The organism is Pseudomonas sp. YQ_5 (assembly GCF_043103305.1).
In the GTDB taxonomy this organism is placed as follows: Bacteria; Pseudomonadota; Gammaproteobacteria; order Pseudomonadales; family Pseudomonadaceae; genus Aquipseudomonas; species Aquipseudomonas putida_Y.
In genome coordinates this window covers 53358-65898 of record NZ_JBICJS010000092.1, presented here as the reverse complement: position 1 = coordinate 65898, position 12541 = coordinate 53358, and the positions used below count along the sequence as shown (strand labels likewise).

10 protein-coding genes are annotated in these 12541 nt (G+C 60.0%); 9 read left to right on the top strand and 1 reads right to left on the bottom strand.

The features are described 5' to 3' along the window. The coding region (locus ACF8EA_RS20165; protein ID WP_392523073.1) for an immunoglobulin-like domain-containing protein at positions 1 to 3870 on the top strand (3870 nt) is incomplete at its 5' end. Between the two features lie 145 nt (positions 3871 to 4015). Beyond that, entirely contained in the window at positions 4016 to 4357 is a 342-nt protein-coding gene (locus ACF8EA_RS20160) for a hypothetical protein (RefSeq protein WP_021782542.1), read from the top strand. Positions 4358 to 4426: 69 nt separating this feature from the next. Here ACF8EA_RS20160 and ACF8EA_RS20155 read toward each other — a convergent pair whose 3' ends face one another. Further along, on the bottom strand, positions 4427 to 4987 hold the full coding sequence (locus ACF8EA_RS20155) for a WYL domain-containing protein (RefSeq protein WP_021782543.1): 561 nt from the start codon (positions 4985 to 4987) through the stop codon (positions 4427 to 4429). A 207-nt stretch (positions 4988 to 5194) separates the two neighbouring features. Here ACF8EA_RS20155 and ACF8EA_RS20150 point away from each other — a divergent pair, with 207 nt between their 5' ends. The 7 genes from ACF8EA_RS20150 (at position 5195) to ACF8EA_RS20120 (ending at position 12216) form a co-directional block, all read left to right on the top strand. After that, a complete protein-coding gene (locus tag ACF8EA_RS20150) occupies positions 5195 to 5989 on the top strand; it encodes a tetratricopeptide repeat protein (RefSeq protein ID WP_017147865.1) in 795 nt (264 codons plus the stop codon). A gap of 208 nt (positions 5990 to 6197) precedes the next feature. After that, the gene (locus tag ACF8EA_RS20145; RefSeq protein ID WP_021782544.1) at positions 6198 to 6650 is read left to right on the top strand and encodes a MarR family winged helix-turn-helix transcriptional regulator; all 453 of its coding nucleotides are present in this window, start codon (positions 6198 to 6200) and stop codon (positions 6648 to 6650) included. Continuing rightward, positions 6647 to 8734, top strand: coding sequence for an FUSC family protein (locus ACF8EA_RS20140; protein ID WP_392523071.1), 2088 nt, complete (start codon positions 6647 to 6649; stop codon positions 8732 to 8734). Before ACF8EA_RS20145 ends, ACF8EA_RS20140 begins: the two co-directional genes overlap by 4 nt. Then, on the top strand, positions 8731 to 8943 hold the full coding sequence (locus ACF8EA_RS20135; protein ID WP_003255905.1) for a DUF1656 domain-containing protein: 213 nt from the start codon (positions 8731 to 8733) through the stop codon (positions 8941 to 8943). The genes ACF8EA_RS20140 and ACF8EA_RS20135 overlap by 4 nt, the downstream gene beginning before the upstream one ends. Next, on the top strand, positions 8940 to 9815 hold the full coding sequence (locus ACF8EA_RS20130; RefSeq protein WP_003255903.1) for an HlyD family secretion protein: 876 nt from the start codon (positions 8940 to 8942) through the stop codon (positions 9813 to 9815). Before ACF8EA_RS20135 ends, ACF8EA_RS20130 begins: the two co-directional genes overlap by 4 nt. Beyond that, positions 9812 to 11227 (top strand): efflux transporter outer membrane subunit, encoded by a 1416-nt coding sequence (locus ACF8EA_RS20125; protein ID WP_392523069.1) that lies wholly within the window; start codon positions 9812 to 9814, stop codon positions 11225 to 11227. The genes ACF8EA_RS20130 and ACF8EA_RS20125 overlap by 4 nt, the downstream gene beginning before the upstream one ends. Before the next feature lie 101 nt (positions 11228 to 11328). Further along, positions 11329 to 12216, top strand: a complete 888-nt coding sequence (locus ACF8EA_RS20120) for an RHS repeat-associated core domain-containing protein (RefSeq protein ID WP_392523067.1) — start codon at positions 11329 to 11331, stop codon at positions 12214 to 12216. The last annotated feature ends 325 nt before the right edge of the window (positions 12217 to 12541 follow it).

The window sequence follows — 12541 nt, the reverse complement described above, 5'->3', positions numbered from 1 at the left end:
GTCACCATCAAGGCTGGTGATACCACCGCGCCGTACACTCACGACGCACAAGGCGATGACGTCTACAACGATGCTGGCCAGATCAGCCTGGGCATCACCTCCGCTGTGGATGTCGACGGTCGCACCTTCGAAAACCTCGAGTTGGGCGGTGCTGCGAAGGTGGATGTCACCGACACCACTGACGAAGTGGTGGCCAAGCTGACCGCGACCCCTTCGGTCACCGAAGGTGGCGAGATCACCTACACCATCACCCTGACCAACCAAGACGGTCTGCCGATCAACAATCACAGTGCCTTGACCTTCACGCTGAGCGACGGCACCACCGTCATCACCGTGCCGGCCAACGGTACCGTGGGCACTGCGACCGTGACTGCTCCGGACAACGTCTACGTCGGTACCAACGACCCTGTGATCAAATCGATCGCAACCGTTGAAGGCGCGGATGTCGGCAAGTTCGAGCAACTGACGCTGGACAAGACCCCGGTCAGCACCGCCGTGACCGACGAACCAGGTACGGGAACTCCGGGCACCGGCAATCAGGGTGACGTCACCACCGTCGGTATTACCGGCACGTCTTCTCTGACCGAAGGTGAAACCGGCCAGTACACGCTGACCCTGAGCAACGCGTCCAAGTCCGAAGTCACTATCACCCTTAGCTACAGCGGTACCGCCAAAAACGGTGACGACTTCACCGGTGTTGCGACCGTGAAGATTCCGGCCAACAGCACAGGCACGACCTTCAATATCGCTACCATCGACGACAAGCTGGTCGAAGGTACCGAAAACTTCGTCGTGAAGATTGAAACCGCCACGGGTGGTAACTTCGAGAACCTGCAGGTCGATAGCAGCAAATCGAGCGTGACGACCACCATTCTCGACAATGATCACCTGCCGGTTTCGCCTGGTGGCGCGGTGTTTGGCGTGGAGGACACCGATTACGTGTTTGCCTGGAGTGATTTCAAAGTCACCGATGCCGATGGCAACACTAACCTGTCCGTGACCATCACCTCGCTCCCGGTCGCCGGCAACCTGCAGTTCTTCAACGGTACTGCATGGGTGAATGTGGCCGCTGGCCAGGTGGTCAGCCAGGCAGATATCACTGCCCAGCACCTGAAGTTCGTCCCGGCCCTGAACCAGTCGGGTGCGGACAACTACGGTGGTAATGGCGTGGGTAACCAGAAGGCCGACTACGCCCAGTTCAAGTTCAAGCCAAACGATGACACCAACCTGGGCAGCGAAGTGACCATGAAGGTCGATATCAGCCCGGTTGCCGACAAACCGACCCTGAGCTTCGGCAACGCCGATATCGAGTCCAAAGGGCTGACCAAGGAAGTCTGGACAAGCCTCAACGGCCTGGGTACTGGCGGCAACGGCATTACCGGCGAGAATCTGAAGGCGGTCTTTGCCAACTCCGGCAGTGCCAACGCCAGCAGCACCACTACCAATGTGCAGTCCGATGGCAGCGTCACCGCTGGCACCGGTTCAAAAACGTCTGGCCTGATCTACCTGGAAGCCGGCAAGGTCTATACCTTCAGTGGTTCGGCCGACGACAGCTTCGTGGTCACCATCGGTGGCAAGACTGTAGTCACGGCCACCTGGGGAGCCGGTGGCGGGGTGTCGGGTACCTTTACCCCGAATACCAGCGGCTACTACCCGATCGAGGTCTACCATGCCAACCAGTCCGGCCCAGGCAGCTATGACCTGAACATCCAGGTAGGCTCCGGTGCCGTTACCGGCCTGAGCAGCTCGAACGTCAAGATGTACCAGAACGTTACCGAGATGGCCAATGCCGGCCTGGGCGTGTCTGACCTGCACACCGTGAACGGTCAGAGCTACTACGACGGCTACAAGCTCAACGAAGGGCCAGAGGGTGGCTCGGTGAAACTGGTCGGTATTTCCACCGCCCTGACCGACACCGACGGCTCCGAAAGCCTGAACGTGACACTCAGCGGTATCCCGAAAGGTACCGTGTTGAGCGATGGTGCAGGCCACACGGTCACGGTTGGTACTGCCCCGGTCGATGTGACAGGCTGGAAACTCAGCAGCCTGACGCTGACCCCGCCGGCCTATTACAAAGGCTCGTTCGACATCACGGTTACCTCGACTGCCACCGAAAGCCTGGGCGGCTCGGCCATCACCACCGGCAATATCCCGGTGACGGTGTATGCCGCGACCTACAAGGCCAGTGTGGGTACCTCGGGTAACGACACGCTGACAGGGAGCGAAGGCAACGACATCATTGTCGCCGATGTGTCTGGCCTGAACGTGGTAGCAGGCAAGAACTACAACATCGCCTTTATCGTCGATAGCTCGGGCAGTATGAGCGATGAGTCGATCGCAGCTGCCAAGGCGCAGCTGGCTTCGGTCTTCTCCACACTTAAAGCAAGCTTGGGGTCCGATACATCAGGAACGGTCAACGTTTTCCTGGTCGATTTTGACTCGCAGGTCAATAAGAACGTGGCTGTTAACCTTGCCGATCCGAACTCCTTGAGCCAACTGCAAGCTGTCTTGAAATCGATGCAAGGCGGGGAAGATGGTGGGGGAACGAACTATGAAGACGCCTTCAAGACCACTGCTAACTTCTTCAAGAGCACAATAGCTACCAGTAACACCGGTGCGGAAAACCTGACGTACTTCATTACCGACGGCAAGCCGACGTATTATCAGCGCAATGAAGTTACTGACAAGCGCTTGTGGGCGGGAGGCAAGACGCTCGATGAAGTAGTCAATGTCAACAACTACAAAGTTGGTAGCACGTTCAGTGAATGGGCTGACTCGACTCACAAGGTTGAAATCAGCAGCGCTGGTGTTGTCAAAGTGTCGACGTATGGCTACAACTGGTGGGGTAACTTCGTTGTTACTTCCACCGACACTGTGGGGACCATCCATGCTCAAGGGGACGGCACGTATGAATTCTCCAGTCTGGGTGGTACCGGTAGGGGGAACTCCTCGAACTGGAACGATTCGGCAGCTAATACGACTGATAGTTTTGTGTTGCTGGGTGGAAGTACGACCGTACAAGGCCTAAGCAAGGTATACGCTATTGGCCTGAACGACGACATCAGTCTTTCTGATTTGAAACCTTACGACAGTGCCGGCAAGCCACAGACCAATATCGACCCGTCCGATTTGGCCAAGGCGATTCTCGGTCACTCCGAAGCAACGGTACCAGGTGCCGATACCATCGATGGCGGTAACGGCAACGACATCATCTTCGGTGACCTGATCACCCTCAACGGTGTGGTCAGCGAGGGCTACCAGGCCCTGCAGACGTACGTTGCAGAGAAGAGTGGTGTTGAAGTCAGCGCTGTCACTACCAGCAATGTTCACCAGTACATCACCGAGCACTACACCGAGTTCGATATCTCCGGTGCCAAAGACGGCAACGACATCCTGTCGGGCGGCAATGGCAATGACATCCTCTTCGGCCAAGGTGGTAACGACACGCTAGATGGTGGCAGAGGTAACGACATCCTGTTGGGCGGTACTGGCAATGACACCCTGATCGGTGGCCATGGCGACGATATCCTGATCGGTGGCAGCGGTGCCGACACATTCGTTTGGAAGGCTGGCGACCTTGGTAACGACGTGATCAAGGACTTCAACAAGGCCGAGGGTGACCGTATCGACCTGAAGGACCTGCTCCAGGGCGAGAAGGGCAGCACCATCGATAACTACCTGAAGCTCACCACGGTGGAGGGTACGACCACCTTGCAAGTCAGCAGCGAAGGCAAGCTCAACGCCGAAGGTGGTATCGCCAACGCCGACGTGACCATCAAGCTGGAAGGGGTTAACTGGTCCAACCAGACGATCAACTCGTTGATCAGCGGTGCCGACCCGACCATCATCATCCACAACAAGGACAGCTGATAGACCACCGGGGCCGCATAGCGGCCCCGGCTCTTTCCTGCCACTCGCCAACAGCGCATACTCTGGCGCCGGGCCTGCGCGCCCGGCGATCTTTGCCTATGCTGCTGTCTACCAACAAGGAACCAACGTGACGAGGGACATCGCCATGTTCTACGTGCAACGCAACGCCGCCGGCCAGTTGCTGCGGGTGGAAGCAGCCGCGTTTGATCAGTTCACCGAAATACTCCCTTCAGACCATGCCGATATCCAGGAATGGTTTGCCGATGATGTTGTGGAAAACAGCCTCAACCAGCTCAAGCAAAGCGATCTGGACATGATCCGCGTGCTTGAGGACCTGATTGACGTGCTGACCGCCAAGGGCGTGTTCAAGATCACCGACCTGCCCGCCGGCGCGCAGGCCAAGCTGCTCAACCGTTCCACGGCGCGCAAGGCGCTCAGCAGCCTCAATAACCTGATTGACGAAGAAGAGCAGGGTGGGCTGATCTGACAGTGGGCTGGTCACCGCGACAGTCGCCGTCGGGCTGGTGTTCGGTGCCAGCGAAGAGGCCGGTACAGGCTAAAAATTCTGGTATTGAGCTGCCGCATTGCTCAGAATCTTGCCAATCTCTTCCCGCAAGCCGGCAGGCTGCTCTACTACCACCCCGTCCCCATGGCTTAACAGCCACCAGCGTAATGGCCAGCCGTCACTTACCGTGCCGCGTAACCGATGCCCATGCTCCAGTGCCGTCAGCTGCATGTCGCTGCTCAACGGCGCATCCCGCAACTGCCGCGCCAGTGCATCGCTAATTCGAGCAACCAGCTCCACGCCCTCACCCTGCGAGGGTTGCAACGCATCCCCTCGCAGATGTGTCAGCAAGTCGAAGTTACCGCGTAATTCGCCCACGGCACTGGCCGACCAGTGCCAACCGAACGGAATGCTCTTGTCATTGCGCTCCAGCGGGAATATCAGCGAAAGCTCATTGAGGTCACGCTCGACAGTGCGTTTGCTGACCGTGAAACCTACGTCACGCAGGCGCCAGACCAGCTCGGCGCTGGTTATGCCTGGGGAACGGCTGGGCAACTGGCGCAGCAGCGCCCACTGTCGGCTAAGGGTGGCGCGAGTGGTGGCGAACGGCAAAAGATAACGTCCTTGTCTAGGCTTGCCGCAATAGGATGGCGGCATGCGAGGGGCATGGCAATTGGCCACAGCCTGCTCAGATCAAGGAAGTCGCATTTGGTTGCCTCGTGCCGGTTCGTTCGCGACAGGTTTTGACGTGACATCACGCAGAATCACGCCTCATCACAGCCGAAGGTTGGGGTTGTGCGTCGTTCAATGAGGATGAACATGTCTGTTGCCAGCAATATCCATTCGCTACTTGCCCGCCTTCTGCCCGAGCGGGTCATCGCCCCTCCGGCCCCTGCAGGAAGGCGACAGCGGCTGTTCTCCGGTGTGGGCTTGCCCAGCCAGCGGTCGCTGCTGGTCAACCGCCTGGATGAGGCCAACGACCTGCAGGCGGTGTATGTCGACCTGCGCCGCCAGGCATTGCAAGGTAGTGTGTCCGCATTGAACGACCTCGGCTGGATCTGGCTCAACGGCAAGTACTGGCGGGCCGATACCGTGCTGGCCGGGCACCTGTTGCGCATGGCAGCCCTGCAGGGCAATGCTGCTGCCTGGTTCAACCTTGGCCAGCAGCACTACTTCGGCAAAGGCATCGACCCTTCCTATGTGCAGGCGGCGGAGTGTTACCGGCAGGCCTTCGACCGCGGCATGCTGCATGCGGCCGCTGCACTGGGTGACCTGTATGAGGAGGAGGTGTGCGACGGTGACCTGGAGTGGCAGGTTGACCTGGTGCAGGCCTACCAGTGGTTCATGCGTGGTGCCGAACAGGGCGAGGCGCGTTGTCGTTTTGAAGTGGGCTACCGGTTGATGCATGGGCTGCACGTAGAGGCCAACCTCAAGGCAGCGCTGTACTGGCTTGAGCTGGCAGCAGCGGCGGGGGTGGTGCAGGCGGCAGAGGAGCTGGCGGTGCACTTCAGCAGCCGTGATGCGGTGCGGTATCAGGAGTGGCGGGACCGGGCGGTGCAGATGGGCAGTACATTGGCCTTGACCATGAAGCTGGAAGACCAGATCCAGCCCTGAGTATTTCTCTCCAGTGCTGCACAGGGATTGCGTAGATCCCGAACCCGGTGCAGCCCCTGTGTGCGGGCTTACCCGCGAAGCGCGTCACCACTGGCTGAAAAATGAACAACATTTAACCCCCGGCTATCCGTCGCCCCCTGTTGACGACAGGGGGATGTTGGGGCGTATATTGATAGTTAGCAAACTATGAATATATTTGGTTCTCTTCATGTCCCTTGATCTCCTGCGCCTGCAAGTCAGCAGTGGCATGGTGGTTGCTGCCCGCCACTGGCGGCGCATCTGTCATACCGCCTTGACCGGCTACGGCATTTCCGAGGCCTGCGCTGCGCCGCTGCTGATGATCGTGCGCCTGGGCGACGGCGTGCACCAGGTGGCTGTGGCCCAGGCCGCCGGCCTGGAAAGCCCGTCGCTGGTACGCCTGCTTGACCAACTGTGCAAAGCTGGCCTGGTGTGCCGCAGCGAGGACCCACTGGATCGCCGCGCCAAGGCACTGAGCCTGACGGCCGAAGGCCGTGCCCTGGCCGAAGCCATCGAAGCCGAACTGGTGCGCTTGCGCCGCGATGTGCTCGGCGGTGTCGATCAGGCCGACCTGGAAGCTGCCTTGCGTGTGCTTCGTGCCTTCGAGGCTGCCGGCCTGGGCAACGCAGGCGGGGTGGCATGAACGGTTTCTTCAGCTCTGTCCCTCCGGCCCGTGACTGGTTCTACGGTGTGCGCACCTTCGGCGCGTCCATGATTGCCCTGTACATTGCTCTGCTCATGCAACTGCCGCGCCCCTATTGGGCCATGGCTACGGTGTACATCGTTTCCAGCCCGTTCGTCGGCCCGACCAGCTCCAAGGCGTTGTACCGTGCCATGGGCACGTTGCTCGGCGCCGGCGGGGCGATCTTCCTGGTGCCGCCGCTGGTACAGTCACCCTTGTTGTTGAGCATCGCCATCGCCCTGTGGACCGGCACCTTGCTGTTCCTTTCGCTGAACCTGCGCACGGCCAACAACTACGTGCTGATGCTGGCCGGTTATACCCTGCCGATGATTGCCCTGGCCGTGGTGGATAATCCGCTGGCAGTGTTCGATGTGGCCTCTTCTCGCGCGCAGGAAATCTGTTTGGGAATTGTCTGCGCGGCAGTCGTCGGGGCTATCTTCTGGCCACGCCGGCTGGCGCCGGTGGTAGTCGGTGCCACCGGAAACTGGTTCACCGAGGCGATTCGCTACAGCAACACCTACCTGGCCCGCGATGTCAGTGCCGACAAGGTCGGCGGGATGCGCGGGGTGATGGTCACCACCTTTAACTCGCTGGAGCTGATGATCGGTCAGCTCGCCCACGAAGGTGCCGGCCCGCATACCCTGAAGAACGCCCGCGAATTGCGCGGGCGGATGATCCATCTGCTGCCGGTGATCGACGCCCTCGACGATGCACTGGTAGCCCTGGAAGGCCGCGCCCCGGCCCAGTTTGCCCAGGTTCAACCCGTGCTTGAAGCCGCTCGAGAATGGCTCAAAGGCACCGCCGACAGCGCTTCGGTAGCGCATTGGGCAACGTTGCACGAGCAGATCGGCCGCCTGCAACCCGCTACAGCCGCCCTCGACCAGCGCGCCGAGCTGCTGTTGTCCAACGCCCTGTACCGCCTGACCGAGTGGGCCGACCTGTGGCAGGACTGCTGCACCCTGCAGCACGCCCTGCGTACCGATGATGCCAAGCCTTGGCGTGCGGTGTATCGCCACTGGCGGCTGGGCCGCCTGACAGCGTTTTTCGACCGTGGCCTGATGCTGTACTCGGTAGCCTCCACGGTCCTGGCGATCGTGGTCGCCTGCGGCCTGTGGATCGGCCTGGGCTGGAACCACGGCGCCAGTGCGGTCATCCTCGCGGCAGTTGCGTGTAGCTTCTTCGCCGCCATGGACGACCCTGCACCGCAGATCTACCGGTTCTTTTTCTGGACGCTGATGTCGGTCATCTTCTCCAGTCTGTACCTGTTTTTGGTACTGCCTAACCTGCACGACTTCCCGATGCTGGTGCTGGCCTTTGCCGTACCGTTCATCTGCATAGGCACCCTGACCGTACAGCCGCGCTTCTACCTGGGCACCTTGCTGACCATCGTCAACACGTCGACCTTCATCAGCATCCAGGGCGCCTACGACGCCGACTTCTTCACCTTCCTCAACTCCAACCTTGCCGGCCCCGCGGGCCTCCTGTTCGCCTTTATCTGGACCCTGGTGATGCGCCCGTTCGGCGTGGAGCTGGCGGCCAAGCGCATGACCCGCTTCGCCTGGCGCGACATCGTTGAAATGACCGAGCCTGCGACCTTGGCCGAGCACCGCCAGGTTGGCGTACAGATGCTCGACCGCCTGATGCAGCACCTGCCACGTCTGTCGCAAACCGGCCAGGACAGTGGTGTGGCACTGCGCGACCTGCGCGTGGGGTTGAACCTGCTCGACCTGCTGGCGTACATGCCGCGCGCCGGCCAGCAGGCTCGCGAGCGCCTGAACACTGTGGTCGAGGAAGTCGGCGCGCATTACGCCGCTTGCCTGCGTGCTGGCGAACGCCTGCATGCTCCGGCCGCACTGTTACGCAACATGGAACGCGCTCGCCTGGCGCTTAATCTGGATGAGCTGTACGAGCGCGGCGATGCCCGCACCCACCTGCTGCATGCCCTGAGCGGCCTGCGCCTGGCGCTGTTGCCGGGTGTGGAGGTGATGCTCGAGCCAGCTGAACAACCGCAACTGCACCCCGGCCTCGACGGAGCACCCCTGTGATTGGTGAACTGGATATCAGCGGGGTGTTCCTGCCCACGCTGCTGGTGATGATGTTTGGCACCTACCTGCTGTTCCTTGGGGTGCACGCGGTGTTGGTGCGCCTGCATTTCTACCGCCTGGTCTGGCACCGGGCATTGTTCAATGTTGCTCTGTATGCCGTGCTGCTTGGTGCGGTGGACCACTTTTGCCGAAACCTGATGCTGCCATGAAAAAACCGATGCTGACCTTGGGCCGTGTGGTCCTGACCTTGCTGGTAGTGACCTTCGCCGCCGTGCTCGTGTGGCAGATGGTGGTCTACTACATGTTTGCCCCCTGGACCCGTGACGGCCACATACGCGCCGACGTGATCCAGATCGCCCCCGATGTGTCGGGATTGATCCAGAAGGTCGAGGTGCGTGACAACCAGACCGTCAAACGCGGCGACGTGCTGTTCACCATCGACCAGGACCGCTTCACCCTGGCCTTGCGTCAAGCCAAGGCAACCCTGGGCGAGCGCCAGGAGACCCTCGCCCAGGCTTCCCGCGAAGCGCAGCGCAACCGCAAGCTGGGCAACCTGGTGGCCGCCGAGCAACTGGAAGAAAGCCAGTCCCGCGAGGCCCGTGCCCGTTCGGCTGTCAGCGAGGCGCAAGTGGCTGTCGATACTGCCCAGCTCAACCTTGACCGCTCGGTGGTGCGCAGCCCGGTAGACGGCTACCTCAACGACCGCGCGCCGCGTAACCACGAGTTCGTCACCGCCGGCCGCCCGGTGCTGTCGGTGGTCGATAGCGCCTCGTACCATGTCGATGGCTACTTCGAGGAAACCAAGCTTGGCGGTATACACATCGGCGATGCCGTGGACATCCGTGTGATGGGCGACAATACCCGCCTGCGCGGCCATGTGCAGAGCTTTGCCGCTGGCATCGAAGACCGCGACCGTAGCAGTGGCGCCAACCTGCTGCCCAACGTCAACCCGGCGTTCAGTTGGGTACGCCTGGCCCAGCGCATTCCGGTGCGCATCGCCTTTGACGAAGTGCCGCAAGACTTCCGCATGATCGCCGGGCGCACTGCCACGGTGTCGATCATCGAGGGCCAGCGCCCATGAAACAGCTGATCCTGGCTGGCCTGTGCCTGTCGCTGGGGGCCTGCATGATGGTGGGCCCCGACTATGAGGTGCCTGGGGATGCGGCCGTGCAACGCAATGACCTGAACGGCCCGCTGCGCCAGGATGCCGACAGCGTCGTGTCGGCGCCGGTCCCCGAGGACTGGTGGCAGCTGTATCAGGATCAGCGGCTGAACGAGCTGGTGCGTCAGGCGCTGAGTGCCAACACCGAACTGCGCGTGGCGGCGGCCAACATCGCCAAAGCTCGCGCCCAGGTGGAGGTGGCTGAATCGCAAGGCGGCTTCAACGGTGGCGTCAAACTCGGCGCTCAGCGGTTGCAAGAGTCGGGCGAAGCCTTCCTGCAGCCTGAGAAGGTGCCGGTAGCCAACATCGGTGAGGCCATCATCAGTGCCTCGTACCAGTTCGACCTGTGGGGCACCTTCAAGCGTGGTACCGAGGCTGCCAAGGCAAATGCCGACGCAGTGCAGGCCGCTGCCGACACTGCCCGCATCACGCTTGTGGCGGACGTGGTCAAGGCTTATACCCAGGTGTGCTCGGCCAACGAGGAATACCACATTGCCCGTGAGTCCCTCGATTTGCAGGAGCAAAGCGTGAAACTCAACCAGCGCCTGCGCGATGCTGGGCGTGGCGATGAAACCCAGGTCACCCGCTCGCAGACCCAGTTCAAATCCTTGCGTGCCGAACTGCCACGCTTCAAGGCCGAACGCGAGACGGGCATGTACACCCTGGCCGCGCTGCTGGCCAAGCCGGTCGACCAGTTGCCTGCCGGTACCGCCGATTGCGCCGAGCTGCCGCACCTGAACCAGCTGGTCCCGGTGGGCGATGGCGCGGCCCTGCTCAAGCGCCGCCCCGACGTGCGCCAGGCCGAACGCCAGCTGGCTGCCGCCACCGCCTATATTGGCGTAGCCACTGGCGCTTTGTACCCGGACATCAGCATTGGCGCCCAGGTTGGCACCATCGGTATCCTGGAGAACCTTGGCGAGCCTTCGACCAACCGCTGGGGTTTTGGCCCGCAGATCAGCTGGACCATCCCCACCAACGGCACCCGTGCCCGCATTCGCATGGCCGAGGCCTCGACCCAGGCGGCCCTGGCGAACTTCGATGGGGTTGTGCTGAACGCCATCCGCGAGACCCAGACCCGCCTGGCGCAATACAGCGCCTTGCTCGATCGGCGCGATGCGCTGGCCGAGGCGGAGAAGTCGGCGAAAGAAGCGGCGGATCAGACGCACCGGTATTACCAGGCGGGGCGTGAGTCGTTCCTGGCGGATTTGCAGGCCACGCGGACCTATACCGATATGCGTGCTCAGTTGGCGGCGGCGAACAGCCAAGTGGCAATGGGGCAGATTGGGGTGTTTCTGGCGTTGGGTGGTGGGTGGAAGGAGACGGACAGGTAATCACTGGGACTTAATTAATACTATCAATATTGCTAGTGGCGGATACCCCTGTGTTTGAGCAAGATGTGGAGTCTGAACTTATGTAGATGGAGGATACAGGGGTGAAAAGCCATGTGAATTACTCGCCTTATGGGTATCCGGGGCCAGGTGCTTTGAACTGTGTGCTTGGGTTCAATGGAGAGTATCGAAGTGATCTCTCAGGCTTCTACGTTCTCGGTAGAGGCGCCCGTTCATTTTCCTCCACCCTCATGCGCTTTTTGAGCCCGGATCCATATAGTCCATTTTCACTAGGTGGTTTGAATATCTATGCTTACTGTGCCGGCGATCCGGTTAATCGAGTCGACCGAAGCGGCTATTTTTTTTCAGCCGCCATGACACAAAAAATTCATCGTTGGCGGATTAGCGCGCAGCTCACTGTAACGTATCGTTATGCGCCTACCTCTAAGCAGTTCATTGATAGCCAGGCAGCCGGAATTGCGAAAAATTATGGTGGTTCCTTAATATCTACGTCATTTAAACAGAATCGTTTAAGAGTCATCGATAATGTGCAGAGGCTCGGCGTTCAGCATCCCAGAGAGCTAGGCGACATTGTTCGAAATATGGTGATTTTGCCTCAAGAACAGATGTCCAGTGCCGCAAAGGACCTTGGACGAATTTTCAAGTCAAAACCTCGAAATTTCAGCGGTACGGCAGCGGGTTATCGAGGAATTCATGTCCGTTATAGTCCCCGTGGAGGAGTTCATGGCGAGACGCAGTTTCATACCAAGCAGCAAGCTTTCGCGATACTTCCTGAGAATGTAGCGCGTCCCGTGATAGGCGCAGACCTATACGATGCTTGGTCCTCCAAAGCTCAAGCTCAGGGATTTCATCCGGGGCAGGCCCACGAGCTTTATGAGATCTTCAGGGTGAGCGGTGACTCAAATAATATTAGGGAAATTTCCTTGGCGAACAGTAGGGCATATTGGTCATTTATTGAGTCCTTAAATTAGGAAGTGTGTGAGCACAGTCATCATCTCCGATCTGTTCTGCCAGCAGCCAAGTATGCTGCTCGGCTGTACTGGTTATCTGCCCGTCGAATCTGAAATGGGAGATGGCCAAAATTGCTGATAGTGCCGCGCGGATACTAAGCGAGATGGTCAAGGCGCTGATCGATGATATGGAGCAAGTGGTGAACAAGGTGCGTCAATAGCCTTTAAGAACCTGAGCCCGTTGTGCGGCCCATCGCTGGTAAGCCAGCTCCCACATGATCAGAACAGGTTTTGAGGGCGCTGCAATACCTGTGGGAGCAGCTTGCCTGCGATCCAAAGGCAAAGC

Excerpts from the sequence above, each read along its gene's own strand:
- ACF8EA_RS20160 (WP_021782542.1), top strand. The coding sequence starts at position 4,016 with ATGTTCTACGTGCAACGCAACGCCGCCGGCCAGTTGCTGCGGGTGGAA.
- ACF8EA_RS20150 (WP_017147865.1), top strand. The coding sequence starts at position 5,195 with ATGTCTGTTGCCAGCAATATCCATTCGCTACTTGCCCGCCTTCTGCCC.
- ACF8EA_RS20145 (WP_021782544.1), top strand. The coding sequence starts at position 6,198 with ATGTCCCTTGATCTCCTGCGCCTGCAAGTCAGCAGTGGCATGGTGGTT.
- ACF8EA_RS20140 (WP_392523071.1), top strand. The coding sequence starts at position 6,647 with ATGAACGGTTTCTTCAGCTCTGTCCCTCCGGCCCGTGACTGGTTCTAC.
- ACF8EA_RS20130 (WP_003255903.1), top strand. The coding sequence starts at position 8,940 with ATGAAAAAACCGATGCTGACCTTGGGCCGTGTGGTCCTGACCTTGCTG.
- ACF8EA_RS20125 (WP_392523069.1), top strand. The coding sequence starts at position 9,812 with ATGAAACAGCTGATCCTGGCTGGCCTGTGCCTGTCGCTGGGGGCCTGC.